The organism is Bacteroides faecis MAJ27 (assembly GCF_900106755.1).
GTDB classification, from domain to species: domain Bacteria; phylum Bacteroidota; class Bacteroidia; order Bacteroidales; family Bacteroidaceae; genus Bacteroides; species Bacteroides faecis.
Genome location: NZ_FNNN01000024.1, coordinates 1 through 25,796 on the forward strand (window position 1 = coordinate 1; position 25,796 = coordinate 25,796).

Genomic DNA, 25,796 nt, shown 5'->3' on the forward strand with positions numbered 1-25,796 from the left:
AGAAGAAGACGATAAACATTTAACTCCATTTTCTATAAATTTGAAGGCAAAGATAAGAATTTGTAATTTCATCCCTCAGATTTATTCATTGATCCCATATTATTGGTGGATAAATCGTGGGACTAAAATTTAGTTCAAAAAAGTCCCACGAATTCGCATCTTTCTGTATGCTTGATTCTTCTTTAAGTGATTTAAAACAATACCAATTGAGGATATTCAGCCCAAGCTAATGCATTATCAAAAACACGAGGAATATCAAAAGCATCAGAATCAATAAAGCCTCTATCATCTTTATCATACATAGCAGAAGAGCCATGGACCTCATTATACTTATCATCAAACCATAGCAATAAAACAGGTTTATGCTCTTCTGGAAGAGTTTCCATATCATTCCACTTAATTATAGATATATCAATTATCATGAGTACAATCTTTAATCCACACACACTTTTTCACCGCTAAAATACATATTTCATCCAACATACACACTATAAATCAGCGATTTATCTCATGTTTATATCTCAAATAATCATAAAAAATTTGGTATTATCCCCCTGTTAAAACGCAAAAAAGCAGCAAAAAGGGTATTAACTTGGGCGTTATGTATATTCGAACACACTTAAAAATGTCCCGAAAAGGTATCCCCAACTTTTAAAATACGATACCTATCGTGCAAAATCCGGTATCCCCAACTGTATCCCCAACAGTATCCCCAACTATGTTTTTAACAAATCATCATCAAATCAAACTTTCCAATGCAGATTGCCGGCCAATACCAATAACCAACCTATTTAAACAGTTTCTCAAATGCTTGAATATAAATGTAGCCTACCTCTGCTCAATGCACAGAAATAGGCTACAAGTAGTCCCCTAGCTGGTCTTTATTAGTAATTCAATGGCTATTTACTCCATCATATTAGCTCAAAGTTACTCCCATAGTATTCAAACTGTTCAAATAATACTGGAATGTAACTCAAATGCCAAGCAATGTAACGCATCGTTTTGTTTCTCCCATTTTATGGAAATTGATTCAACCCCTTTATTCATCGGCAATCCAACATGTTTTTGCAGCCGCCGTAGTTTACACACATCGTTCTGTGCCCCCTATTCCAGCCTTGCCGACGTTGCCCGTTGGACAAAGAGCGACCGCGAGTTGTTCCCATTTGTTTCCCAACTCCACAGCGTCATCCGCAGCCATTCAAAAGACGAAGCGGAATACAAGCGTTACTTTTCCAGTTTGAAAAACTCTGTCCTGACGGCGTTCTACACGCCGCAGGACATTGTATCAGTTCTTGCTTCCGAATTGGGCAACTACGGAATTGCCCCGTCCTGTTTCCTCGACCCGTCGAGCGGAACCGGAGTATTTGTCGATGCTTTCCAACAACAATCCGCACAACAACCGCCCGCCGAACAGCAGTCCGTTGAACAGCATCCCTCTCGCACCGACTTATCCCCAAGCCCGGCAATAAGGACGACCCAGACACCGCCTATACCAACAAGCCCAAAGGCTTTAAGTTATAACTAAAAATAGCCGCCATGCTTCATGTACGAAGTGATGGCGGCTATTACTCAAAGCTACTATTTAAAGTAAAAAGTTACTAGTTCCTATTTTGTTTAGCCCTCTATTTCTTTTTTGCAGCCCAATTAGACATCAAAACATAACAGATTGAAATACAGGAATTTCTATTCGTATCTTAAAAAATACAGCCCTAAAAAGAAAAATACAGCCCTATTATATATATTTCTTAAATTTGTCCCAATCCTTAATGTATTTAGTAGCTTTACCGACACCTATCCTTTTAATGATTCCGGATTGCTCCATCCTGCTAATAAGATTCCTCACTTGTTTTTCTGTGAGTACTCCATTAAAAGTTTCCATAAGTGTACTTTTACTTATGCTATCGTGAGTTTTAAAACACTCATTGACTTTCTGCAATTGTTGTGAGGTGACTCCTTTAATACTTTCCTTACGAGGAATAAATTGCTTGTATTTATCCGCTAATGAATAAGTAGTTCCCTCATTTACTGTAATAAGCTGTTCTTTTCTTAACTTTTCAATGATATTGGGGTCTAAACTATCATTAATACCTTTACGTATTTTGTCCAATGTAAGCAAATCAAAAACATTCAGTTTTTCAGCCCTACTTTCTTGTACTTCTTTCATAAAGAATAAAAAAGCCTTATCCTGAATGGCTGCCTGAAAGGTCAAATTGACCTGATAAGCATCTGTTTTTGAATAATCGGGTAGTGGTTTACTTTCCATTATACAATAATAGAACATCTTATCCACCCCTTGTCCTGAACGCTCAACTAATCCCGTCTTTTGAAGGATTTCTGTTAGTCTTTTGCTTCTTGGGATACTATTCACAGTTAAGATGTTATTTATATCTACTCCGATAGGAAAACCTCCTGCATTAGATATTGTAATTTCATCAGGATATTGTTTTATAACAATATCACTCTGTATTTGATAGCTGCGATGGGCAACAGCGTTTAAAATAGCCTCTCTGATAACTTCTTCATTAAAGGAAGGTACATCATAAATATATGGACCTTCACTGATATGCAATAATGGATTGCTTGCCGGTTGGTTTATATATGACCAGACTTTATCTATTCCGATAAATAAAGGCTCTTGATATTCCACTCTTGCTGTATAAGGAATCATGGAATGATTGAGCCGATATTCAATAACAATATTACATTGTGGCAGATACTTTTTTATGCTTTCTTTCTTGCCTAACAGAATCAAAGCAGCATAATTAAGTTTCCCGTCTTTCAATAATTCAAGGTCTGATAGAATCTGTTCATCGGGTAAAGTAAGGAATGACTTGTTATTTTGTTTTTCTGCGTATTTCTGTTTCAAAAGATTTATGGCATCTTTATCCAAATCCTCAATTTTTAAAGCATCACAGATTTTAGCAGAGAAGTCAGGTTCCTGCTCTGATAATATTTTAAAAATTTCTTGGTCTGACATTTCCCGCAAACTTTCTCCGGTTCTCATTAAAGGAACGCCTTCAAACTTTAATAATTTACCTATTGGACGGGATGGAATGTTTATGATAAGTACTCTCTTCTCATTTTCAAACAATTCCTCCGTTTTTACTCTAATGCTTAACCGATTATAAATTTCATCCTCTAAAGCACCGGTTTTACCATTGGCGAAGTCTGTTCCAACAACCTCATGTGGAAGTTTGTCAGCCATACCTAAAACAAGTCGTCCACCGCCCTCATTGGCTAATGCTACCACGTAGCCTAATACACAACGCCTGCGTTCAGTTGGGTCACTATGACTTCCTCCGGCAAAAGGATAATTCTTTTTAGCCTCTTTAAATTCAATTCGGTCTTCACTTTCCCGGAGTATCTTTAATTCAGATATTTCACTCATATTCTTATTGTTGTTTTTACAAAATGATACTATAAAAATTAATGCAAATATATTTTTTTAAGAAATTCGTCAACCTTTTGTTTTGTTTCTGTATAAGTTGAGTATTTCCCGTCAAACATATTCCCTTTTAGGGGTAACCAGTTATCTCGCAATTTATCAGCTTCAGCGAAAAAGCTATTAAATGGGTCATTCGTCATTCTCGTGTAATTTATAGCTCTCCATTTATATTCTCCCCACGGTACCCATACTCTCCCAAATTCTTCTCCGTTTAGATACAGGTAATTCAGTGAATATAAATATTCAAAAATATCAAATGTTATATCAAAATCCAAGTCTTCTCTTAATATAGAATTAAATAAGCTCCTAATCTTATTATGAATTAATGTGCTTATAGGCGTATATTTATTTCCGTGTCCAATAAAGTTATTTGCAATGTCCCTATCAAAAATACAAGGATGAATGATTCCTGTAATATTAACTTTATCATCATGAATTGAATTACGTGCAGATATGTGCAGTATTTTATTCAAAAAAGAATACTTATCATATTTGATACATGAAATACCTACTACATACATTAGTAATAATCCGGAAAGATAGTGCAATTTAACTGTTTCCGACTGGTAACTACCTCCACATTTTATGGGAAATTCAACAAAACGAGTTAACATATCGAATATAGCTTGTTCATGAACTGGTTTTGACCAACGAACTGCAGTGATACACATCGGAAGTAATGTATCAATAGCATTTAAATGACGTTTTAAACATTCGTTAAATGTTTGAGAATTAAGCGGGAAATTATAATACTGTATAATTTTATTACAAGCTCTTTCTGCCTCATTTTCAAACAAATCATTATACAGAATAATCTTTTCTGATTTAACAATATATCTTTTTAATCTTTCAACTGCAATATCCTTACTCAGAGGATGATTCCCCTCTAAAGAGGATAAAGCCATAACTCTTTCCGCCAGTTCTGTAAAAAAAGAATCGGCATTTTCAATAGCCAATACATTTCCACAACGGAACGTGGCTAACTCTTTCAAAGTATTCTCGCATTTATTGCAATACGTAAAATAGCTTTCATATCTTCGATTTTCTGAACTTCGGATAATATTTACCAAGCCCTTATCCCATTCTCCAGACCAACCACATGTAATAACCCCAAATTCGTTTACTATACGTAACACATAGTCTTTTAATTTATCAGGATAATCAGCAAGTTCATCTTCGGTATTTAGAAATCTGCAATCAATATAGTCGCCATTTATTTTTACGATTGTAAATCCTGCATGTACAAGTGGGATTGCACCATCTATATCATCAGAATGGCAAATTACTTGTGGAATAATACCAACGTCCTCTAATGCTTTCTCTAATAATCGGTCAAAATTAGTTGTTAATACTAATTTTATATAACCATCTTTTGCCAATTGTGCAATAGCCCTATGTGCTTTTGTCGGTTCTTTCAAGTGGTTTTCTATTTCTTCTTCATTTGGTTCAAAATACGGTTTTAGTAAATTAACCCGTTCTGTTTGAGTATGGACTAACTTAGATAAGATTGTCGAATAATTGGGGGATTCACCATATTGTTCTTCAAACCATTTTTCAGGATTATCAATGTTACTCGTTCCATATTGCACCGCAAGTTTGTGTATAAGATCCGTTACAATATTCCAACCTGTTGGTATTCCTGCTGAACGAGAAATTCCAGATCCTAATAGTAAGGCATAAACTCCTTTATTAAAATATATGGAGAATGATAATGTTGTTAATAAATTATTCATGTTATATTGTTGTTTGCAAGAAAGCGAATTAAAATAGACCTTCTCTTTATTATTAGTTATGTAACATAGCAATATTTGTCTTCTTGTTATAAAGTGCCATTGACAATCATGCTATTGAGGTACATGCAAATATAAGATTATTTTTACTCATAGCAAACATATTAATAAATCGAATTATATAATTTTCAAACATTAAGCTGTCATATTTATCAAAACTACTTGATTGGGCTATACATCAAAATTTCGGCAGTATTATCTTATTACTGCCGAAATTTTGAAAAAATATCCCGTCCTATCATCACGACAGTACGTGCTACACACAACGTCAGGTTATCGGCTAAATCTGCTTAAATGGAAATTATAACAACCTAAATATCTTCTGTTACTTCGTTCTCATCATCGGACAACATACCATCCTCTGTACGTTCATCTTCCTTACATTCCTTCGTTTTGCCTTTCCCTACATTCTCTCCATCGAAATACCTCCGTATAAACTCGTGCAAGTCCTTCTCCCTATAATACGTCTTATGCAGGATCGTGTGATATTTCAGTCCATTATCCCTATACCGTTGCAACGTCTGTTTGCTGATGTTCAGCAACAGGCAAACATCCTGGTTATCGTACAGCCGTTCCCCGTTCAGGTAATTTTGCGGCTTCTTGTTCTTCTTGTCCAGTGTGCCTACAACCCTTTCCACTTGTTCGAGCAACCGTTCCATATACGCCTCGAATGTTTCTTTATCCAATGGTATCATAATCCCGCCTGTTTTAAGTTCCCGATGATATAATAACTCTGGTTCGACGGGTCTTTCCGTATGATTTCCTTCTCCCGCATGAACTTGATATAACTTTTCGCCGTGCGTTCCTTCACGTCCAGTATCGCTTGAATCTGTTCCGCTAAATCCACATAAGTAATAAAGTCCTGCCGTCCGAAAATATCCCGTGCCACCGCCACGAGTTCATCCTCTTTCCGCTTCTCCTTTTCCTCTTTCGGCTTTTCCCCCAGATACACGTGCATCCCGGCATCCTTATCCCATGCAAACTGCATGATAGGCACATCCAGCGGGCTACCGTCACGCACCTTCAGCGCCTTCACCACCGACACCGACGGATCAGTATCTTTCTCTATCAAGAGGATAGCCGCCGCCTTTCGTTGCAACTCACTACCCAGATGCCCGCGCAACTTCAGCCCCGAAGGAATAAAATGCAGGATAGTAACGATACAAGTATTGTAAATCCCCGTCAGCCGGTACAATTCCTCCACCACGGCAATACTTTCCGTTTCATCATTCGCACCCTTTATCAAATCCGCAATCCCGTCGATCACCACCATGTGAATCCCTCGGAACTGATAATGAAACTTATCCATGCTTTGGATAATCGCCTGCAAGCGTTCTTTCCGGCTCATTCCCGTCAGGCAATACACTTTCAGGTATTCCGGCATCGTTTCCCGTCCGCAACACCTTAAAAGGTTTGTAATGTTCTTGTACGTCTGCACCTCCGACTGTTCCGTATCATAGAACAGAATCGCCTTCCGCTTGCTGTTTTCACAAACCGACACCCCCAACGTATCCATCACCTTATCCTTATTATTGTCGGATTGTCCGATGGCACCGGCTATCAATGCCGTCACATAATTACTTTTTCCGGTTCCCTCACCACCGGTAATACAGAGGATATTCCCTTGCGTGCCTAACGGCACATCATTCACCGACACAACCATTTGTGCCACGGGTGGCGGATTATTAAAATCCACCTCACAAGATTTCAGAGCAGACATAGTTTCGCTGTATATTGTATCCAGATAATCCAGAAATAGTTTAATCAAATCCTCCCGACTGTTTCCCAAACGGAAAAAGTCCGAAATATCTTTTTCCACCTTCGTTCCCTCCAGTGGCAGCAACAATCGTTTCACCCCGTAGTTCTTCAACGCCAGTTCTTGTTTTGCCGAACTGTCCAGCCCCGCCTTATCCACATCATAGAGCAGGACAATATGTTTGAACCGGAAAGAGAGTCTATGAATAATCCCCACGGGAATAGTCACCGTTTCCGAATTGAAGCAGATAGCATGGAACCCATGAACCGTCAGGCTCATCACGTCCTTCTCACCGCCTGTAATAAAGAGCAAATCCCCCTTAGCAGGCAACTGTTCCAGCCCAAAGCAGTAATTCTCCCCAAAATCCCCCGCATATAAAAAGCGCATCTCCGAGTGCGGGCGGTACACCTTCACATATTGCTTTGCAGTATATCCGAATACCGGTTCTTTATCCGTCGCCACAATGCTGAACGGTTTCCCTTCGTTATTCTCGCTGCTGAACTTCTTCAACGAAACCACCTGGAACAATTTCAGCACCTCTTGCGTGATACCACTTTCTCCCCAAAAGGCAAGTTCCGCAGCCGTAAAGCTCTTTTGCGCCAACGTATAAGGCCTTGCTTTCTTCCTTTTCGGTACATGTGTAACTTCCGCAATCACCGGAACAGATGTAGTAGAGGAAATTCTCATTTCGGACTTGTCAGATAAGCCCAAGTGCATATCCCGAATGATAGCCAGTATTTGCACAAAGTCTTTAGGTTCTTTACAATTCAGTCCGTTTAGCTTGCCGACCAACGCAAAACAGTCCCCCGAATAATCATCATTTCCGAAATCCTTCATTTTGTACATTCCGTTTCTCCGGTCAAAATACACATTACACGAAGCCTTGCTATCTTTGTACAGCGGATTTAAGAAATTACGTCCGAGTTTAAAAGAGAAAGGGATATAATACTTGAAAACCGCCAACCCCTTATCCGTTAGCAGAAGAATATCCTCTTTATTCGTTCTCGTTATCATTCAAGAAATAATTCCTCCGAAAATTCTCCCTATCCTGTGGTTTGCATTTGATGATGCGTTCATTCAGTCCCCGTTCTATTTCCGAAAGTTTATAAAGACACCGCCCTCTCAGCATAGAGTAACTTATCAGGTTTTCGTTTCTCAATCGTTGTAATGTGCGTGTACTTATATTCAGGGCATCCGCCACCTGATTACTATCCAGCCACACCTCATTTTCCTCTTTGGGCATAACCTGTGCCTTTGCCACGAAGTCGGCAATTCGTTGAATTTTCCCGACAAGGTCTTTATACACCTTGCTATCCATTGTTATTACTTCCATATTACAGTTATCATTTTAATTTGCTGCAAAGTTCATCCAATAGTGCCGGAGCATTTGCCAACTTGTTACCAACTTGGCATAACTTTTCAAGAAATACCTAATAAATTTAACCTAATAACCATCTTTTCAATATCTTCGCATTTTGGAATACTGGATTTCATAAGTAGCGAGCGAAGCCTGTTTGGTGGTTTCCGATACATATATAATAGAAAGAAGATACTCTTTATCGTTCCGGTAGATGATAACCGTAGGATTCAGATTAACGCTTTCCCATGTGCCGACAATAGAAAACAGGTTGAAGGACGGGTAATCTTCTTTAGTTCTTTTCATAAGACGTGGTTTGTTTGGATGATTGATTTTGTGTTTCACTGTCCGCAATAATTCTTTCAATATCGGAAGACTTATAATAAATCTTGCTGCCGATTTGAGAATAAGCCAGCCGTCCACTGCTTCGGTAATATTGCAGCGTTCGCTTACTAAAGCCTAACAACAGGCACACTTCCTGACTATCCTGCCAGTTTTCTACTTTCTGGGTATGAGTGCTGCACAAACTTTCTATTCGTTTGGCAAACTCGGTGAACCGTTCGCAGACATACGAAAAGGTTCTCTTTTCAATGGTTACTACTTCCATACTTTCTCTTTTAAATGGTTTATAAAACGTGTTGATTCTATTTTCATCGGCAAATGAAAGAAGAATCAAGAGACGTTTTAAAAACTGTCTGGAAGTGGTGGAATTTGACTATTGCTGGCTTCTTATTGAAATAAGAAAACAGATAAGTAGTATATATGTTATCGTTGAAATATATTAGATTAAGAATAGATACGCATCATATTGTCTTATTACTTTTTCTGAAACTTGAAGGACTACAGCCTTTGTTTTTTTTAAAAAATTTACTCAAATGGCTTTCATCGGTAAATCCTAGTTCTTCGGCAATCTCATTTATTCTCATTTGACTATGTAACAATCTGCTTTCGACCAATTTTAGTTTATAGCTTAATATGTATTGCTGCATTGTTTCGTTGGTGTGCTTTTTTATATAACGTCCCAAGTAACTTTCAGATATACCAAAATGCCGACTGATTTCTTTTGCTCTAATTTTACCTGTTTGATAGATATTTGCTTGAATATATTGAAGAATATCGAGAGACTTATCATCTGAACATTCATCGACTTGTTGAGGTAAAAACATAGCTATATTTCTTGCCACAACAATAATTATAGTATTTATCAACTGCGTGATAATCTCTTTACTATACAGATTCCTATTTACATACTCCCGAATAATTGCTTCAATCATTGGTTTCACTAATAACTTATCCACCTTATTTCTAAGGATGCAACCCGGTTGATGATTTGCATGTTGCAAAATAAATTCTAATCTCTGAATATTCTCTGAACCAAATATGGCTGAATGTATATAGATGTCATTAAACTTGATATTAATGAATTTTGTAGTTGTGTGAATCTCAAAGGAATGAGAATCATTTGGAGTTATCAAGAACAAGTGTCCATCATGATATGGGAACATATTATTGTTAATCCATTGAATACCTGTTCCTGTTAAGATGTAGACTAGTTCAAAAAAAGTATGCTCATGCTCAGTTAATAACGATTCATTATGCTCGTTAAAGCTGATCTCAAATGGTTGATGAAGATTTTCTTTTTTCATACCTCAAATATAACACATAAAGCGGAATTATACCAATATAGCGAAAATATATACCTATATTTGAAATAAAATAGGTATAACTTTGCCACAAATCAAAATTAGATTACTTATGAACTTTTTAGAACTATCAAAACAACGTTATTCAGCAAGAAACTATTCTTCTGATATGATTGAGCAAGAAAAACTCGACTACATTTTAGAATGTGCCCCTTTTGCTCCTTCTGCTGTAAACTATCAACCTTGGCACTTTTTTGTCGTAAAAAGCAATAAGCCCAAACTACTGATTCAACAATCTTATCCACGTGAATGGTTTACCGAAGCTCCACTCTATATTGTAGTTTGTGCTGATAATTCAATTTCTTGGGTGAGAAAATCAGACAATAAGAACCATGCAGATATTGATGCAGCAATAGCGACTGAACATATTTGTTTAGCCGCAGCAGAACAAGGATTAGGTAGCTGCTGGGTATGTAATTTCGATCCAGATATGCTAAAGGATAATCTTCATTTATCTTCCAATATGTACCCTGTGGCAATTATTTCATTAGGTTATGTAAAACAACCACCTGAAAAATCATCTAAAAGAAAAGATATAATCGAAATAGTTTCAATCTTATAAACGTAACAATTATGAAAACAGAAATGGAAAAATGTCTAGCTGGTGAATGGTATGATTGTCATAATCAAGTTTTCTTGGATTTAAAGACCCGAACACATAAGTTATTGATGAAATATAATTCATTACCTTATGAGGATAAAGAAGAAAAACACAGCTTGCTAAAAAAGATGCTAGGTAGTATCGGAATGAAAGTTTCGGTTGCCAGTCCGTTTATCTGTGATTATGGCTGCAATATACATATAGGGGATAATGTTACTGTAAATACCGGTTGTACCTTTGTGGATTGTAATAAAATCACTATCGGAAGTAATGTTCTTATTGCCCCTAATGTTCAGCTTTATACAGCAACTCACCCTATTGATTTAGATGAACGGCTAGCGCCTGTTGAAACAGAAGATGGAATAAAACGAGTTCGCCGCACTTACGCTTTGCCTATTACAATTGAGGATGGATGCTGGATTGGTGGAGGTGTAATAATCCTTCCCGGAATAACAATTGGGTACGGTAGTGTAATTGGAGCAGGTAGTGTTGTTACAAAAGATATTCCGGCAAATAGTTTAGCTGTTGGAAATCCATGTAAAGTGATACGTCAAATCAATCAAACTAAGAAACTATGATAAAATTGGTCGCTTTTGATTTGGATGGTACAATTGCCGATACAATCCCAATGTGTATCGAAGCCTTTAAGCAGGCAGTATCTCCCTATGCATCAAAAATATTGTCAAAAGATGATATTGTGAAAACATTCGGACTTAATGAAGAGGGAATGATTAAAGAGGTCGTTTCAGAAGATTGGGAAAAAGCTCTGATTGATTTTTATGTGAAATACAAAGAAATGCACACAGTCTACATTCAACCATTTGCGGGGATAAGAGAATTGATAACAGAATTGAAGAAGAACTCAATTATTGTATCTTTAATAACAGGTAAAGGTCAAAGGAGTTGTGATATTACGCTTCACCATTTTGAAATGGAAGCTCTTTTTGACAGTATTTCAATCGGATCTCCAGATAGAAACACAAAAGCGGAATCAATGGCAGAACTAATGTCAAAATATAATATCCAACCAGCAGAAATGGTATATGTTGGAGATGAATTTTCCGATATTACCGCTTGTAGTAAAGTTGGAATACAATGCTTATCTGCTGCATGGATAGCCTCACTCTCAAAAATGAAGAAATTAGAAAAGGAAAATCAAGGATATGTGTTTAGTTCTATCAAATCACTTCATTCTTTTCTAAAGAAAGAAGCTCATTTAGTTTAGATTCATATTCGTAGATTGATTTTAGTATTTTCTGGCATAATGGATATTTATTGGTAATATAAAAGCATGAAATCAGACGTAAAGTCTTTCTATATAATACTTACCATTAAAATTATGCTTATGAATGTATTGTTAAACATGAGGATGTTCAGACTATTCTATGAAACCTCACAAGAAGTAACTAATAGTGAAATGCAAGAAGCCTATGGCGAATTTGTTGAACAGATTAGAACTATAAGTAATGGAAATGATTATTCAACTACTTATCGAATTCTTGCAGCTACCCGTATCGAGATAGCTTTACTTGAGACAATACCTCTTTACGGGCAGGGGGAAAAATGCGCTTAAAAAGCTGTTCATACAAAAGGTACAGGCTACTGTTACCGCAGAAATGGAACTGCTGAATCTAAAAATTCAGTATCCCAGCCAATTTCAAAATAGAATAAACAGCCTTCCACCTTCACCACTCTATTTGACCGACAATACCAACTTAGTTGAAATCATGGAGTTGATTAGTGGACTATTCCTATCACAAAGGGTAGTAACCCATGCCGGAACAAAATCACCATTAACAGAAATTGGGAGAGCATTTGAACACCTCTTTAATATCAAATTAGGAGATGTTCACAAGAAACACGAAAGCGTCATAAAGCGAAAGCCATCTAAAGTAACTGAATTTTTAGATACACTTCGCAAAGCTATTGCTGAAGAAAGTAAAAAGAAAGGTTATCTATAAATCAGGAACTTACCAACAATTGTTAGGGGAGTAGATATACTACACCCCTAACTTATTTGTATCCATTTACCGTACTTTGCTTCATCAATCGATTGAAAACAATAATGTTGAACTAAAAAATGAAGCAAAATGTATATAGACAATGAAAACTTCGAGAAGTGGATGGAAAAGCTATCCAAAAAGCTCACCGTAATCGGACAAGATTTGAAATCTCTTATCAATACTGATACAGTACTAGATGATAATGAGAAGATTCTTGATAATCAGGATTTAGCTTTTCTCCTGAAAGTATCTTTCCGAACTCTTCAACGCTACAAAGTAAATAATCAACTTCCTTATTTCACTATCGGAAGGAAAACCTATTATCGGGCTGTAGATATTCGAGCTTTTGTTCGTGAACGTGCCGATTCCCAAACCTACAAACGGTTTGAAAAAGACAATCAGTTGACAAATCAGCCCTGATAGCAAAACGCAGTAGAGGGAAGAAGCCTGTGTGCGGGCTATTTCTTTGTGTTGTCACCTCGATTTAACAGAAACTGCTTCACCTATCGGTTCAGCCCGTTTCGCTAAATCGAGCAAGAGGGAACTGGACAAGTCCTGTTCTTCCCTCTTGCTCTGCGAGGCAAAGCCTTCGGCTTTAGCGTGTTACAAGAACACACTGTAATGACACCTGTAATAAGCATTTTCTTTGCAACGCTTATTATCAGGTATTTATCCATTCATATTTCTATAAAAAAGTAATTACTATGCCAAACAGCAGTCGAAAAACGATATTCACGACCATTTCCATTGACAAGGAAACGGCAACTTTGGTAGAAAAAATATGCAAACGCTATTCACTGAAAAAGAGTGAAGTTGTAAAGTTGGCTTTTGGGTATATAGATAAGGCACATATCAACCCATCCGAAGCACCAGAATCCGTAAAATCAGAACTGGCGAAAATAAATAAGAGGCAGGATGATATTATCCGTTTCATCCGTCACTACGAGGAAGAACAACTGAATCCCATGATACGGGCAACAAATTCTATTGCTTTGCGTTTCGATGCTATTGCCAAAACTCTAGAAACTCGTATTCTCTCTCAACAGGAAGCCAGCCAGGAGAGACAAACAGTCGTGCTTAAAAAGTTAAGTGAACAGTTTTGTAATCATGCCGATGTGATAAACAACCAGTCCAAAAAGATTAATACACTTTACCAGATATACCAACGAAATTATAAGAAGCTACTTCAACTGATACAACTCTATTCAGAGTTGTCCGCTTGTGGTGTGATGGATGGCAAAAGGAAGGAAAACTTGAAGACTGAAATCAGTAATCTAATAAATGCATAGGATTATGCACATAGATTTTGCTCCACCATCAAACGGAACATATAACAATGCAGGAAGTAGCCGACAGCTAGCTAATTATTTAGAGCATGAAGATTTAGAACGAATGGAGAAAGGCATCTATACTGAAGGCTTTTTCAATCTTACAGATGATAATATATATAAATCAAAAGTCATAAAGGATATAGATACAAATATTGGGCAACTCCTAAAAACGGATGCTAAGTTTTATGCTATTCATGTCAGCCCATCGAAAAAGGAACTTCAAGCAATGGGTAATACAGAACATGAACAAGCCGAATCCATGAAGCGGTATATCCGGGAAGTGTTTATTCCTGAATATGCCAAGAACTTCAATAAGGAACTATCCACTTCGGATATAAAATTTTATGGTAAGATTCATTTTAGCCGCAACCGTTCCGATAATGAACTGAATATGCACTGCCATTTGATTGTGAGCCGGAAAGACCAAGCAAATAAAAAGAAGCTATCCCCCACTAACCAATCATAAGAGCACCAAGAACGGAGTAATTAAAGGTGGATTTGATCGTGTGAACCTATTCCAACAAGCGGAAGAAGGCTTTGATAAGCTGTTTGGTTACGAGCGCCAACAATTGGAATCTTTTGATTATCAGAACATGATGAAGAACGGCAATATAATCGACCAACTTAAATTACAAAAACAAGAACTTCAATCCAGTGAAAGAAAAACAAAAATCAATCAAGATAATAATCAAGAAAATTTGCTATTTATCAGTCTTGAAAACAAAGAAACAAACAATCAGATAGTCTATAGAAGAAACAGGTCTGATAGATTATAAGAAAATTAAGTTGTCTCCATCAATTTCGTTTCACCAAAAGCACCTATACGAAATTTTTAATTTCAAAAAACAAGTATGACGCCAAAAGAGAATATAAATTATAAAAGTAGTACACTCATGCCTAAGATTACCAAACCATTATAAATCATCACCTTTCAATTTTTAAAATACTCATTAATGTTGTATCTTTGCAAAAAAGTAAGAATTATGTTTCAAGATAATGAATATATAGGTTTTGTTACGTACACACAAGGCAAAAGGAACCGAAAAATTCCTTTTGGTATAGTTTCACAATCTTACAAACAGAAAGCCATTGTAACGCATTATAGTAGGAAAATAAGAAAAAATCTGATAGCAATTGAAGACAAGCGCTACTTTTCACACCTAGGAATTGATATAAAATCAATATCAAGAGCCTTATATATGAATATCAAAGCTCGAAGAATCATACAAGGAGGAAGCACCATAACACAACAGTTAGCTCGCAATCTATTCGAAGACCATTCTATAACCTTTCATCGAAAGATAAAAGAAATACTGTATGCTATGTCCTTAGAGAGAGAACACACAAAAGAAGAGATATTAGATTTATATTTTAACAATATTTATTGGGGAAAAAACTTATATGGAATAAGAGCAGCAAGTTTATACTATTTTGCCAAAGAGCCTTATCTCTTATCACAACAAGAACAACTATTACTATTAACCATATTAAGAGGACCAAATTATTATATAAGACACTCTGATTTATGCATGAAAAGATACAACCTTCTTAATGAAATTCTTTTTAAAAAAGGAATTATAAGTAAGAATGTTTATCAGAATAATAAAATGTGGACATACAACTTTGAATACAATAAACTGTCAATAATTCCTCCATCTGTAATACCATATATCACAAAATCTATCAATAATAAGAAATCAAGCATACTAACAAGCCTCAATTTTGATTTACAGAATTTTATTAATTACACTATAGAAAAATCTCCTTATCCCATATCAATTGTTATTTTACAAGATGGGAAAATAATCGGTATTAATAGTAAATATGGAATAGATTATCCTCTTACTTTTCATTCTAATATAGGCTCTACATTAAAACCTTTTTTATATACTTTTTATAGAGAAAATGGGGTTTCAAAAGAAGAAACATTTAATTGCATAACTACAATTAACAATCAAAAATGGAACGTAAAGGAAGCAGAACTACCCAGCAAGTCTGTCTTAAATATACAAGAAGCACTTTTGACATCAAATAACAACGCTTTTATAAATGCTGCCAATAAAATAGGCATGAATAACGTCTTAAAATTCATAGCTAGTTTACTAAATAAAGAAGAGAGCAATATACACCCATCTAGCATTCTTGGAGCAACTAGCGATGGAATTTCTTTATTTGAGCTCACTAAATTATATGCTGATTTTTTCCTAAACAATGATGATCCTTTTAAAAATGAATGCAAGCAACTATTATGTCAAATAGCAAAAATAAAACTAGGAATAGATATAAATAACTTATTTTTAAAAACAGGGACTACAAATGGAAATAAAGAAAGATTTGCAATTTTAGGGAATGAAAAGATTGTCTTAGGGATAATGAGGCAAGAAAACTCTATAAATGATTATTCTAAAGATGGAAGCTTTATTAACTCTATTAAAAATATTGCTCGAAATATTTTTAGCCCAAAAAAAATGTACACATGGATGTAATCAATAATTTCATATCTGAGAATAAAGACATATTAAGTATATTAATTACGCTTTTAGTAGGTTTCATAGCTTGGATATGTAAAGAATTAATCAAAACACCTATGAGACAATCTAGAGAAACTTTTTTCAAAGTAACAGAAAAAAGGATTGGCATATTGTCAGAACTGTACAATTATATAAATATAATTGCATTATTTCCTCAAGAGACAAATATAAAGGAAGAACTACAAAAAATAATTCTATCAGACAAACTGGCTTATGTTGATGAAAAGATAATTGTAAATATTATAGAGATTGCATTTAAAGAAGTGACTAATGAAAGATTAGTGTTAGACACAAGAAAGGAGCTAAGAGAAACGATTGATAAATGTGCAGAGATAATTCGAAAAGAAAATCAATATTTTCTAAAACATGACACGACTAATACTTATAAAAGAGTAATAGCATATTTTATACAACTAATTAAAGCTATAAGCTTTATAGTATTTATCCTAATTGCTATTTTCTATCTCATAAAAAGTATTGTCTTTTTATCTGTTGTATGGATTATATTTTGCTGTATATTCATATTTGCTGTGATGTTGATTCTTGAGAAATATATAATATAGCTACATATTTTTAATAATGCAAATGAATTGCATATCTTTGTTCCCAGTATTCTCCATGAGCAAACTACCGCAAAAGCACGTAGCAAATTAGTGGGTTAAATCATGGGATATGCTTGAAGCTAAAAATATAAAGTTTTAAATATCAGCATGGTAACTCTCTTAGGAGAATCCCAGGCGGATCACTAAAATAAGAGAGCAATTCAAAGTTATTTTTTGAGTTGCTCTTTTTCATAACGCAAGATGTGCAATATCTTAAACCAAGGATGATGGTAAAAAGAATAAAGAGACATACTCAATGTCTACCCGAAAGCAGCACAATAAGGAATTAAATTTCCTATTATAAAGAATCTAAAACAAATACAAATGTCGAAATCGTACAATAGGAATCCTATACGATTGCTTATATTTGTACTATCAGATCGTTTTTCAACAGATACCCTTTCTAAATATGTACAAAGAATACTTACCATGCCATATACTTGCTCCCTATGTTGATAGATATTGGGAATTCAAAGGCCAAACAGAACAAGGTATGCAAATAAAATTATCTACAGATGGATGTACAGATTTTATGTTTATATTAGAAAGTACAGTTAATCACGGCATTATGATGCAACCTTATCATTCTTATTTTATTGGTCCCATGAACATCTGTTCGACATTAATAACATCATCAGGTACTATCAATACATTTGGAGTTCGCTTTCGTCCATGCGGACTATCCCGTTTTATGAAAATTTCTCTAAGCGAATTGACAAATATAAGATTAAGTGTGAATGACTTAGATACTATTTTCAGCGATTCTTTTGCTGAAAGGTTATTCGAAGAACAGGGTATTCAGGGCAAGATTAATTTAATAGAACGCTATCTGAAAGAACACCTATATAAAAGCGACCATACAATGGATGCACAAATCGCATATGCTGTGAATCAAATTAATGCGCATGAAGGCAAGATATCCATAAGCCATTTAATGAACGAAGTTAATCTGTGCCAACGACACTTTGAACGAAAATTCAAGTTACATACAGGTTTTACTCCTCAAAAATATAACAGTATAGTAAGATTCAAGAATGCGATTAAAATATTGAGGAACGAATCATCTGACAACCTTTTATCAGTAGCAGTAAAAGCCGGATATTATGATGCTTCTCATTTATCAAGAGAAGTGAAAAAGCTATCCGGTAGTACTCCAAATTTCTTTTTATCATTGCCCCCCGATAATGAGACTACTATCATTTATACAAAATAAAAAAAGTCGAATTCATCCAATACCCATATCTTATTATACTTTATATTTGCAGCATTAACCAAGTATATAAATAATAAGAACATGAAACTTTGGAAATATAGTGGGACATTTTTAACAGCGACAGGAATCATTCATACGATTTATGCACTATTTATCGGAAAAGATGCTTTTTCGGAAATGCTCAGAAATGGATTGGTAAACTCTATTGGAGAGAATTATAGTCAAGGATTCGCCTTTTGGTTCTTGATCTGTGGAGTAATACTTATCCTTTTGGGGCAAACGCTTCAATATTATATCAGAAAAGAACAAAAACCGGCACCCGTATTTTTAGGTTACTCTATTTTACTGCTTACCATAATCGGTTGTATTATTGAACCTGCCTCCGGTTTCTGGCTCTTTTTGCCGCAAGCAATTATTATTATTTATTCAAATAAAAAAAGAGGATTGTGATATCCTTCAATTTTGAAAAGAGGGCAGACTTGTGCCTGCCCTCATAACCATTAAACAAATCACATTCGAGTCTTAAAGACCTACTAGCGATTCTGGTTTTAGAAACTCTGCTCAAGGCAGAAAGCGTACACACCTATACAATAGAACACTGCATAATAGCAGCATTAACTAGTCACACACCACCAAACAGATCGTTTAGAATTAAAGGTATGCGAATGATGTGAGTCCGGCTACCGCTTTATATCAGACATCTTGAAATGCCGGACATTTTTTCCTTGGGGAATATTCAGATGTCTGCAAAATCTTCTGATATTTTTAATATCATTATCACTATAATAACTAAAATTCCAAATCAGATCATCCACATTTCTTACATTTTCAACAATTGCCTTAAAATATGGAAAGTCTACATCACCCAGCGAATGACCAAGCAATGTAATCTCTTTCAAATCATTCAGCGACTCAAAAAAGCCCAAGTTATGATCTATTATGTCATTAGAATGTTTTATGTTCTTCGCATAATAATTTTCCAAACGCTCCTCAATATGATCTACAGCATAATATCTTATTGGATTTTTCCAATTCCCTTTTTTCATATCCTTTAAAAAGAAAGCGAGATAGACCAACTTATCATTGGCAAAATATTTACCCTTCTTATCCTTCAGATTCGGGCGATATCTCCGACGATTTTTATGTTTATGAACCCACTCATCAAAAGCGACTTCATTATCCTCTACATTATGCCCTAAAACCAAAGAGCCAAATTTCTGTCTTCTATCTCCGTGAATATAAAGAATATGTTCCCGGGAAATATTATATTCTGTTTCAAGAAACAATGTATAATTAAAATTCAGGTAAGCAGCGTTCGGATCAAGATACAGCATATTCTTCCTAAACCCTTTCTTGTAATGTATGGTATTAATCCACCGGTGAAACTGATATTGCATTTCGAAGGTACAAGAAGAAACAACATCAGCAACAATATCTATAGGACCTAAATATTCAGCATAACTAAAATTCTCGTCATCTTCGTATAATCGCGGCAAATTCTCATCAACAAAATCAAAAATACGTTCCCTGTTCAGTTCACTAAGATATTTTTCAAAATCCTTCCATAAATAGTCTTTAGCCCAAGTGTTCTTTGGAGCTGGCAATTTGCGTCCGTATTGTAGGCACAAAAGATAATCATTATAATCATCAAAATTATTCATCATAGATCGGGGACCGAAGAAGAGTTCGAACATCTTCACGACAAAATCATTGCGCTTTAATAGGTAATTGCGAAAATCCATATAAGTAGAATCAGCACCATGATATCTGTCAAATCCATTACCTATAATATAAAGATGATGAATGGGATCACCATTAATTGAATATCTTTTTTTTCGATAAGGTTCGAGCATTTCGGCTCTACGCTGCAGGCAATAATCTTTCATCCCACTGACCAATTCTTTCGTTGAAAGGTCAAGTGGACATTGCATCAAATAATCACGAGCACTATATTTGTCCATATAATCTCTAGCTCGTTTAAAGGTAAGCCCGTCTATTCTCATGAATCCATTGCAAGCTCTGTCAATTAGACGGGCTCTATCAAAAGAATATAGAATATCACTATCGCCAATGTTCATAATTATCAAATTTTCAGTCACAAATTACAGTATCTATTGTTCTAGACCAAACTGTATCATTACATAAGGTAACAAAGATAATAATTTTCAAAGTTCGCTAGTCTCATTGCCCAAAGATAACTAACCAATTTCATACCGTTTGACTTATTGCTATGTAGCTATGAATAAAATAAAACTTCGTCAGCAAATCATATTTTCATCTATCATTCAACTGTTCAGCCTGTTACAATGCATCTTCTTATTCTTTTAATGTAAACAGACACATAGTCTGCTGATTTGAAATTGTCATTCTATAAAATAATTTATGCCTTTAAGCTAACTCACATAATGTGCGATAGCTAATCCATATCATGTGCGGTAGCTATTGCACATTATGTGAGTTAGTTATCGCACTATATGCGCCAATCAATATCATAGATAGAAAAGCATGATTGCGACATTCAAATATACAGAGAGAGAACATAATACCCAAAAAAGAAGGTGCATTGTATTCATTTGTATAATAGAGTATTATGGGAAAAAGTGACTATGAGTTACTTACTCTATTGATGTTTCTTGAATCTACTTTCGAGTTACTGCAATCATTGCAGACGAACACAATAAACATTTTCTCTATAAAAAATAATATCCGCGGGTGCATAAATTAATTCGTCCGCCTATAGGCAACGTTTCATCCGGCTATAGGCAAACGAAACGTCGGCTATAGGCAAACTTGCGTCCGGCTATAGGCGGACGAATTAATTTATGCACTGGAAGGGATTATTCATTGCACAAGCCGGAGCTAAATTTAGCATAAGAATTCTTTATCCAATAAACCACTTTTAGATTTGTATGATTTGAATTTATATATAGACAGTGTAGTTCATTTCTGTACCGGTTTGCTCATTGTTAAATCATTTAGCCCATTATTAAATCATTCAACCCATTTTAAATGATAAGCAAGAAGCAATAATTCAATTGCTGACTTCTATCAATTATTTGATTAGAACACATTTATAGGATATCTATCAAATTAAAGCTCCATTTAGTTATTCTTCAATGTCCGAACAACTAAATGGAGCTTTATCATATATTTCTAAGAATCCTAAATAAGGAAAAGGATAAACCTATTATTATTTAGCGCTTTCCTCTTTTCCCTTATCATATTTATCTCTTTCGATTTTAAGTAACTCCTCAAATAACTTCACTGCTTGATCCATTGAAAAATGGTTGAGATTTTCCACATGAGTAATAGGCCCTATATTAGATGCGCTTACATGGCAGTTCTCATAGAAATTGCTTGTATAGTATAATACAGTTTCTTCTGTAAATTTCTTTAAGCCTTCTTCTGTAACCCCCAATGCAGTAGCCACTTGTTTTAACTTCTCATCATCTATCTTTTCCGCTTGTTCCATTTTGGAAATAGCCTGTTTTGTCACCCCTAGTAACTCACCCAAATCCGTTTGAGTCATACCACGAAGACGGCGTATTCTTTCTATTTTACGCCCCAAATGTGAACTGTTTGTATAAGTTTCTGTTTCCATAATATTTATTTCTTAGTTAAATTAGTTAATCAACTAATAATAATCACCTTTTCTTTAATAATTCAATTTTCTCTCTCTCACTTTGCAGCAGACGTTCATACAATTCCACGATTTTATCCAATGGATTGAACTGCTGGGCTATTGATGTAGCTCCTTGTTCAAAGGTGTTATCTCTAATGTTATTGATATTATATATTGCCTTCTCAACATCAAAATCCTTAATCACCTCAGCAGATATCCCCAATACAGAAGCTATTTGATTTAGAAGCCCTTCTTCGATTTCTTCCTGTTTTTCAATCTTTGAAATGACCTGTTGATTTACACCAAGATCAGCCGCTAAAGCCTCCTGCTTCATACCAAAATAAACACGGATCTTTTGCAGATTATGTCCGACGTGCCTCCTGTTTGCTTTATTTTTTACTTCGACATCCATATTATTGTTCTTTATGTGATTACATTGAGACAAAGATAGTAAAAATCAACCCATTCTGACTTAAAGTCAACTTTATTTTTTTCAATCCACAACGCTCTATGCCTACTTTTGTCCAATCAGTCTAAATAAGTTGATATTGACCGTGGCGCCACATCAAATACATACACTCAGAGATTGACCGTCAATTCACGGTACAATCGCAGTTTTAACCAATAAAATCTAATAGCCTATGGAGTAAATCAAATCGGTATAATCGGACATAGATTTAAATCATTCAGAGATTTAACTATTCAAAAACCAATTAGTGAACATACAATTAAACAAAAAACATGAAATCATTTTCTGATAAAACAAACATAGGGACAGACGTTACCCTAAAGACAGTTTATATGATAAGATTCTACCTGCTATTCCTTTTAACAGGAATAATATCGGTAGTCGGAGCCACACAAGTCTACGGCCAGCAGAGCAGAAGCATCTCCGGCGTAGTGAAAAACTCTCAGGGGGAGACGATAATCGGAGCTAATATTGTAGAAAAAGGCACAAACAACGGGACTATTACAAATGTAGACGGACTCTTCACACTGCGTGTTTCGCCCAACGCAGTACTCAAAGTATCTTACATGGGATACATAGAACAGGAAGTCAGCACACGCAATAAAAGCAAACTGGAAATCACGATGGTGGAAGATGCCCGACTGATTGACGAAGTGGTAGTAGTAGGATACGGTTCCGTCAAAAAGCGGGATCTGACAGGAGCGGTAACCTCTGTCAAAAGTGCCGAGGTACTGGCTGCTCCTACCAGTAATGTGATGGAAGCTCTTCAAGGAAAGATACCCGGCATGGACATCACCAAAACATCGGGACAGGTAGGCGGTGAAGTCAGCATCTTGCTGCGTGGTTCGCGTTCCATATATGGCAATAACGAGCCACTGTTTATTATCGACGGAATCCCCGGAAGCTATAGTCAGGTCAACCCTTCCGATATTGAAAGTGTCGATGTTCTGAAGGATGCTTCATCCACCGCCATTTACGGTTCGGCAGGAGCAAACGGTGTTGTGATTATCACCACCAAAAGAGGAAAAGAAGGCAAAGCCACAATCAACTTTGACGCGTATTACGGCTTCAGCGGATCGCCCAACTACAAACACGGAATGACTCAGGATGAATGGGTGACTTACCAGAAAGAGGCATACCGATATAAGAACGGTGATTTCCCTTCCGATATGTCTGCACTACTGGGCAAACAGGCTTTTACAGATGCGTATAATGCCGGAAAATGGATTGACTGGGTAGACGAGGTTTCCGGCAATACAGCTACCACACAAAAGTACAGCCTTTCGGTAAGCAGCGGAACGGAAAAGACAAGGATATTCGCTTCGACCTCCTACAACCGGGAAGAAGGCCTGCTCAGCAATGAAAATCTGAACCGGTACTCTTTACGGCTCAACATCGACCAGCAACTCTTTTCGTGGGCGAAAGTCGGTTTTACCTCCAATCTGGTGTACCGTGATTTGAATTCCGGCGTGAAAAACACGTTTACCCGTTCCCTCTCCGCTTTCCCGTTGGGGAATGCCTACGATGAGGAAGGCAAGATCAATCACGAATATATCACAGGGCAGTATTCGCCGATGGGAGATTTTATAGAGAATCAATATGCGAACAACACCCGTTCCACTTACCTGAATATGAGCGGGTATGTCGAACTGACTCCTCTCAAAGATTTCACATTCACCAGCCGGATCAACGGGACATTGAACCATTCCCGACGAGGACAATACTGGGGAAACCAATGCAACGCCAACCGTCCGAGTTATGCGGGTTCGCCTCACGCCTCCATCACCAATGACAACGCATGGAATTACACGTGGGAAAACATTCTGGCATACAGCACGACCCTTGCCAAAGCGCATACGGTAGGAGGTTCTTTAATCACTTCGTGGAACAAGAACCAGTCGGAAAGCAACATGGCTGCCGCAAGCGGACAGATGGTAGACCAATGGTCGTTCTGGCGGTTGACTTCGGGTTCCTCCCCACATGTGGAATCGGACTTCGCACAGACACAGAAAATGTCTTTTGCTTTCCGCCTCAACTATTCATACAAGAGCAAATACTTATTCAACTTCTCCACCCGTTGGGACGGTGTCTCACAATTCTCCGCCGGACACAAATGGGATGCTTTCCCGGCAGGCGCCATAGCCTGGAGAATTTCCGACGAGGCTTTTATGGAAAAGACACGAAGCTGGCTGGACAACCTGAAACTGAGAGTCAGCTACGGCATCACGGGCAACTCCGGCGGAACAGACGCTTACAGCACCACTACACAAGCCTACGTATATTCTGCCAGCGGAGTCTCTGTCAATGGAAAAATCGTTCCTTTCACACAATACTCGGAGACTTACGGCAGTGCCGACCTCGGTTGGGAAAAATCGTACAACTGGAACATCGGTCTGGACTTCGGCATACTGAACAGCCGCATCGACGGTTCCATTGAATGGTTCAGAACAACCACCAAAGGATTATTATTCAAGCGTATATTGCCCATCACCAGCGGACTGACCGGATGGGGTTCTCCTCTGTCTATCTGGCAGAATATCGCCCAAACCAGCAATCAGGGCGTGGAAGTGATATTGAACTCCCACAATATACAGCACAAGGACTTTACATGGAACACGACCCTGTCCGCCACCTGGAGCAAGGAGAAGATAGACAAGCTGCCCGACGGTGACCTGATCTCCGAGAACCTGTTTACCGGTGAACCGATTCATGCCATTTACGGCTATAAATATGCAGGAATCTGGGGAAGTGACACTCCAAAGGAGACGCTGGATGCGTATGGCGTAAATCCGGGATTTATCAAGATAGAAACAGTGGATAAAAACGGAGACGGCGGAGTACATAAATACAGCACCGATGACAGACAGATTCTGGGACACACGAATCCGGACTGGATCATCGGACTGAACAACTCCTTCACCTACAAGAACTTCGATTTATCCGTCTTTGCAATGGCACGCTACGGGCAGACAATCAACAGTGACCTGCTCGGCTACTATACCGCAGAGCAAAGTGTGACCAAGAATCAGCTGGCAGGCGTGGATTACTGGACAGAGGACAATCAGGGCGCATACTTCCCGCGTCCCGGAACGGGAGACGAACAAAAAACGGTATATCCTTCGCTGAGAGTACACGACGGCTCCTTCATCAAGATCAAGAATATCACTCTGGGATATACCCTCCCCGCCAACATTTCCCGCAAAGTATTGATGGAGAAATGCCGCATCTACGCTACGGCCTACAATCCGTTCATCTTTGTGAAAGACAAGCAACTGAAGGACACAGACCCCGAAACGAACGGTTCGGACGCGTTTCCCACCTATCGGCAATTTGTATTTGGAGTTAATCTCACATTCTAATTAAAGAAGAAAAT

25 protein-coding genes and 1 pseudogene are annotated in these 25,796 nt (G+C 36.8%); 14 read left to right on the forward strand and 12 right to left on the reverse strand.

All coding sequences use genetic code 11. The features are described from left to right. Nucleotides 1–191: 191 nt before the first annotated feature. Nucleotides 192–422 (reverse strand): hypothetical protein, encoded by a 231-nt coding sequence (locus BLW31_RS18110; protein ID WP_010535359.1) that lies wholly within the window; start codon nucleotides 420–422, stop codon nucleotides 192–194. A gap of 473 nt (nucleotides 423–895) precedes the next feature. Here BLW31_RS18110 and BLW31_RS25210 point away from each other — a divergent pair, with 473 nt between their 5' ends. Beyond that, nucleotides 896–1,525, forward strand: a complete 630-nt coding sequence (locus tag BLW31_RS25210; RefSeq protein WP_022302434.1) for a hypothetical protein — start codon at nucleotides 896–898, stop codon at nucleotides 1,523–1,525. 207 nt (nucleotides 1,526–1,732) lie between these two features. On the opposite strand, the gene BLW31_RS18120 is transcribed toward BLW31_RS25210, so the two are convergent. The 8 genes from BLW31_RS18120 to BLW31_RS18155 all read right to left on the reverse strand — a co-directional run bounded on the left by BLW31_RS18120 (nucleotide 1,733) and on the right by BLW31_RS18155 (nucleotide 9,994). Then, nucleotides 1,733–3,388: a DUF8451 domain-containing protein gene (locus BLW31_RS18120; protein WP_010535360.1), complete on the reverse strand. Its 1,656-nt coding sequence runs from the start codon at nucleotides 3,386–3,388 to the stop codon at nucleotides 1,733–1,735. A gap of 38 nt (nucleotides 3,389–3,426) precedes the next feature. Further along, the gene (locus BLW31_RS18125) at nucleotides 3,427–5,178 is read right to left on the reverse strand and encodes an SIR2 family protein (protein WP_010535361.1); all 1,752 of its coding nucleotides are present in this window, start codon (nucleotides 5,176–5,178) and stop codon (nucleotides 3,427–3,429) included. A 368-nt stretch (nucleotides 5,179–5,546) separates the two neighbouring features. Continuing rightward, nucleotides 5,547–5,930 carry a helix-turn-helix domain-containing protein gene (locus tag BLW31_RS18130; RefSeq protein WP_010535362.1) on the reverse strand — a complete coding sequence of 128 codons (384 nt, stop codon included), beginning with the start codon at nucleotides 5,928–5,930 and terminating at the stop codon, nucleotides 5,547–5,549. Beyond that, nucleotides 5,927–8,005: a toprim domain-containing protein gene (locus BLW31_RS18135; protein ID WP_010535363.1), complete on the reverse strand. Its 2,079-nt coding sequence runs from the start codon at nucleotides 8,003–8,005 to the stop codon at nucleotides 5,927–5,929. Before BLW31_RS18135 ends, BLW31_RS18130 begins: the two co-directional genes overlap by 4 nt. Further along, nucleotides 7,986–8,324, reverse strand: a complete 339-nt coding sequence (locus BLW31_RS18140) for a helix-turn-helix domain-containing protein (protein ID WP_010535364.1) — start codon at nucleotides 8,322–8,324, stop codon at nucleotides 7,986–7,988. Before BLW31_RS18140 ends, BLW31_RS18135 begins: the two co-directional genes overlap by 20 nt. Before the next feature lie 126 nt (nucleotides 8,325–8,450). Continuing rightward, nucleotides 8,451–8,654, reverse strand: a complete 204-nt coding sequence (locus BLW31_RS18145) for a DUF3876 domain-containing protein (RefSeq protein ID WP_010535365.1) — start codon at nucleotides 8,652–8,654, stop codon at nucleotides 8,451–8,453. Further along, nucleotides 8,641–8,955, reverse strand: a complete 315-nt coding sequence (locus BLW31_RS18150; RefSeq protein WP_010535366.1) for a helix-turn-helix domain-containing protein — start codon at nucleotides 8,953–8,955, stop codon at nucleotides 8,641–8,643. The genes BLW31_RS18145 and BLW31_RS18150 overlap by 14 nt, the downstream gene beginning before the upstream one ends. A 196-nt stretch (nucleotides 8,956–9,151) precedes the next feature. Next, a complete protein-coding gene (locus BLW31_RS18155) occupies nucleotides 9,152–9,994 on the reverse strand; it encodes a helix-turn-helix domain-containing protein (protein ID WP_010535367.1) in 843 nt (280 codons plus the stop codon). Between the two features lie 109 nt (nucleotides 9,995–10,103). Between BLW31_RS18155 and BLW31_RS18160 the strand changes: the two genes are divergently transcribed. The 12 genes and pseudogenes from BLW31_RS18160 to BLW31_RS18215 all read left to right on the forward strand — a co-directional run bounded on the left by BLW31_RS18160 (nucleotide 10,104) and on the right by BLW31_RS18215 (nucleotide 18,782). Next, on the forward strand, nucleotides 10,104–10,613 hold the full coding sequence (locus tag BLW31_RS18160; RefSeq protein WP_022302430.1) for a nitroreductase family protein: 510 nt from the start codon (nucleotides 10,104–10,106) through the stop codon (nucleotides 10,611–10,613). A gap of 11 nt (nucleotides 10,614–10,624) precedes the next feature. Beyond that, nucleotides 10,625–11,230, forward strand: a complete 606-nt coding sequence (locus BLW31_RS18165; RefSeq protein WP_007485298.1) for a sugar O-acetyltransferase — start codon at nucleotides 10,625–10,627, stop codon at nucleotides 11,228–11,230. Continuing rightward, the gene (locus BLW31_RS18170; protein WP_010535369.1) at nucleotides 11,227–11,877 is read left to right on the forward strand and encodes an HAD family hydrolase; all 651 of its coding nucleotides are present in this window, start codon (nucleotides 11,227–11,229) and stop codon (nucleotides 11,875–11,877) included. Before BLW31_RS18165 ends, BLW31_RS18170 begins: the two co-directional genes overlap by 4 nt. Before the next feature lie 66 nt (nucleotides 11,878–11,943). Continuing rightward, a complete protein-coding gene (locus BLW31_RS18175; RefSeq protein WP_010535370.1) occupies nucleotides 11,944–12,225 on the forward strand; it encodes a hypothetical protein in 282 nt (93 codons plus the stop codon). A 43-nt stretch (nucleotides 12,226–12,268) separates the two neighbouring features. Continuing rightward, nucleotides 12,269–12,613, forward strand: a complete 345-nt coding sequence (locus BLW31_RS18180; protein ID WP_010535371.1) for an RteC domain-containing protein — start codon at nucleotides 12,269–12,271, stop codon at nucleotides 12,611–12,613. A 129-nt stretch (nucleotides 12,614–12,742) separates the two neighbouring features. Further along, on the forward strand, nucleotides 12,743–13,075 hold the full coding sequence (locus BLW31_RS18185) for a helix-turn-helix domain-containing protein (protein WP_010535372.1): 333 nt from the start codon (nucleotides 12,743–12,745) through the stop codon (nucleotides 13,073–13,075). 284 nt (nucleotides 13,076–13,359) lie between these two features. Next, the gene (locus tag BLW31_RS18190; RefSeq protein WP_010535373.1) at nucleotides 13,360–13,944 is read left to right on the forward strand and encodes a BfmA/BtgA family mobilization protein; all 585 of its coding nucleotides are present in this window, start codon (nucleotides 13,360–13,362) and stop codon (nucleotides 13,942–13,944) included. Between the two features lie 4 nt (nucleotides 13,945–13,948). Next, nucleotides 13,949–14,672, forward strand: a pseudogene (locus BLW31_RS18195) (DUF5712 family protein); the annotation flags it as partial. Nucleotides 14,673–14,969: 297 nt separating this feature from the next. After that, a complete protein-coding gene (locus BLW31_RS18200) occupies nucleotides 14,970–16,472 on the forward strand; it encodes a transglycosylase domain-containing protein (RefSeq protein WP_010535374.1) in 1,503 nt (500 codons plus the stop codon). Beyond that, nucleotides 16,463–17,080: a hypothetical protein gene (locus tag BLW31_RS18205; protein ID WP_010535375.1), complete on the forward strand. Its 618-nt coding sequence runs from the start codon at nucleotides 16,463–16,465 to the stop codon at nucleotides 17,078–17,080. The genes BLW31_RS18200 and BLW31_RS18205 overlap by 10 nt, the downstream gene beginning before the upstream one ends. A gap of 448 nt (nucleotides 17,081–17,528) precedes the next feature. Further along, nucleotides 17,529–18,332: an AraC family transcriptional regulator gene (locus BLW31_RS18210; RefSeq protein WP_029424999.1), complete on the forward strand. Its 804-nt coding sequence runs from the start codon at nucleotides 17,529–17,531 to the stop codon at nucleotides 18,330–18,332. 81 nt (nucleotides 18,333–18,413) lie between these two features. Then, complete coding sequence (locus BLW31_RS18215; protein WP_010535377.1) at nucleotides 18,414–18,782, forward strand: DUF6463 family protein; 369 nt, start codon at nucleotides 18,414–18,416, stop codon at nucleotides 18,780–18,782. Between the two features lie 230 nt (nucleotides 18,783–19,012). Here BLW31_RS18215 and BLW31_RS18220 read toward each other — a convergent pair whose 3' ends face one another. The 3 genes from BLW31_RS18220 to BLW31_RS18230 form a co-directional block, all read right to left on the reverse strand. Next, the gene (locus BLW31_RS18220; protein WP_010535378.1) at nucleotides 19,013–20,410 is read right to left on the reverse strand and encodes a bacteriophage abortive infection AbiH family protein; all 1,398 of its coding nucleotides are present in this window, start codon (nucleotides 20,408–20,410) and stop codon (nucleotides 19,013–19,015) included. Between the two features lie 1,112 nt (nucleotides 20,411–21,522). Next, nucleotides 21,523–21,933 carry a helix-turn-helix domain-containing protein gene (locus BLW31_RS18225; RefSeq protein WP_011108252.1) on the reverse strand — a complete coding sequence of 137 codons (411 nt, stop codon included), beginning with the start codon at nucleotides 21,931–21,933 and terminating at the stop codon, nucleotides 21,523–21,525. 43 nt (nucleotides 21,934–21,976) lie between these two features. Next, nucleotides 21,977–22,366: a helix-turn-helix domain-containing protein gene (locus tag BLW31_RS18230; protein ID WP_010535380.1), complete on the reverse strand. Its 390-nt coding sequence runs from the start codon at nucleotides 22,364–22,366 to the stop codon at nucleotides 21,977–21,979. A gap of 329 nt (nucleotides 22,367–22,695) precedes the next feature. On the opposite strand from BLW31_RS18230, the gene BLW31_RS18235 reads away from it, so the two are divergent. Next, nucleotides 22,696–25,782, forward strand: a complete 3,087-nt coding sequence (locus BLW31_RS18235; protein ID WP_010535381.1) for a SusC/RagA family TonB-linked outer membrane protein — start codon at nucleotides 22,696–22,698, stop codon at nucleotides 25,780–25,782. The last annotated feature ends 14 nt before the right edge of the window (nucleotides 25,783–25,796 follow it).

Excerpts from the sequence above, each read along its gene's own strand:
- BLW31_RS18140 (WP_010535364.1), bottom strand. The coding sequence starts at position 8,324 with ATGGAAGTAATAACAATGGATAGCAAGGTGTATAAAGACCTTGTCGGG.
- BLW31_RS18225 (WP_011108252.1), bottom strand. The coding sequence starts at position 21,933 with ATGGAAACAGAAACTTATACAAACAGTTCACATTTGGGGCGTAAAATA.
- BLW31_RS18145 (WP_010535365.1), bottom strand. The coding sequence starts at position 8,654 with ATGAAAAGAACTAAAGAAGATTACCCGTCCTTCAACCTGTTTTCTATT.
- BLW31_RS18210 (WP_029424999.1), top strand. The coding sequence starts at position 17,529 with ATGTACAAAGAATACTTACCATGCCATATACTTGCTCCCTATGTTGAT.
- BLW31_RS18130 (WP_010535362.1), bottom strand. The coding sequence starts at position 5,930 with ATGATACCATTGGATAAAGAAACATTCGAGGCGTATATGGAACGGTTG.
- BLW31_RS18200 (WP_010535374.1), top strand. The coding sequence starts at position 14,970 with ATGTTTCAAGATAATGAATATATAGGTTTTGTTACGTACACACAAGGC.
- BLW31_RS18230 (WP_010535380.1), bottom strand. The coding sequence starts at position 22,366 with ATGGATGTCGAAGTAAAAAATAAAGCAAACAGGAGGCACGTCGGACAT.
- BLW31_RS18135 (WP_010535363.1), bottom strand. The coding sequence starts at position 8,005 with ATGATAACGAGAACGAATAAAGAGGATATTCTTCTGCTAACGGATAAG.
- BLW31_RS18215 (WP_010535377.1), top strand. The coding sequence starts at position 18,414 with ATGAAACTTTGGAAATATAGTGGGACATTTTTAACAGCGACAGGAATC.
- BLW31_RS18180 (WP_010535371.1), top strand. The coding sequence starts at position 12,269 with ATGGAACTGCTGAATCTAAAAATTCAGTATCCCAGCCAATTTCAAAAT.
- BLW31_RS18165 (WP_007485298.1), top strand. The coding sequence starts at position 10,625 with ATGAAAACAGAAATGGAAAAATGTCTAGCTGGTGAATGGTATGATTGT.
- BLW31_RS18235 (WP_010535381.1), top strand. The coding sequence starts at position 22,696 with ATGAAATCATTTTCTGATAAAACAAACATAGGGACAGACGTTACCCTA.
- BLW31_RS18170 (WP_010535369.1), top strand. The coding sequence starts at position 11,227 with ATGATAAAATTGGTCGCTTTTGATTTGGATGGTACAATTGCCGATACA.
- BLW31_RS18175 (WP_010535370.1), top strand. The coding sequence starts at position 11,944 with ATGAAATCAGACGTAAAGTCTTTCTATATAATACTTACCATTAAAATT.
- BLW31_RS18150 (WP_010535366.1), bottom strand. The coding sequence starts at position 8,955 with ATGGAAGTAGTAACCATTGAAAAGAGAACCTTTTCGTATGTCTGCGAA.
- BLW31_RS18155 (WP_010535367.1), bottom strand. The coding sequence starts at position 9,994 with ATGAAAAAAGAAAATCTTCATCAACCATTTGAGATCAGCTTTAACGAG.
- BLW31_RS18110 (WP_010535359.1), bottom strand. The coding sequence starts at position 422 with ATGATAATTGATATATCTATAATTAAGTGGAATGATATGGAAACTCTT.
- BLW31_RS18185 (WP_010535372.1), top strand. The coding sequence starts at position 12,743 with ATGTATATAGACAATGAAAACTTCGAGAAGTGGATGGAAAAGCTATCC.
- BLW31_RS18120 (WP_010535360.1), bottom strand. The coding sequence starts at position 3,388 with ATGAGTGAAATATCTGAATTAAAGATACTCCGGGAAAGTGAAGACCGA.
- BLW31_RS18220 (WP_010535378.1), bottom strand. The coding sequence starts at position 20,410 with ATGAACATTGGCGATAGTGATATTCTATATTCTTTTGATAGAGCCCGT.
- BLW31_RS18190 (WP_010535373.1), top strand. The coding sequence starts at position 13,360 with ATGCCAAACAGCAGTCGAAAAACGATATTCACGACCATTTCCATTGAC.
- BLW31_RS25210 (WP_022302434.1), top strand. The coding sequence starts at position 896 with ATGGCTATTTACTCCATCATATTAGCTCAAAGTTACTCCCATAGTATT.
- BLW31_RS18160 (WP_022302430.1), top strand. The coding sequence starts at position 10,104 with ATGAACTTTTTAGAACTATCAAAACAACGTTATTCAGCAAGAAACTAT.
- BLW31_RS18125 (WP_010535361.1), bottom strand. The coding sequence starts at position 5,178 with ATGAATAATTTATTAACAACATTATCATTCTCCATATATTTTAATAAA.
- BLW31_RS18205 (WP_010535375.1), top strand. The coding sequence starts at position 16,463 with ATGGATGTAATCAATAATTTCATATCTGAGAATAAAGACATATTAAGT.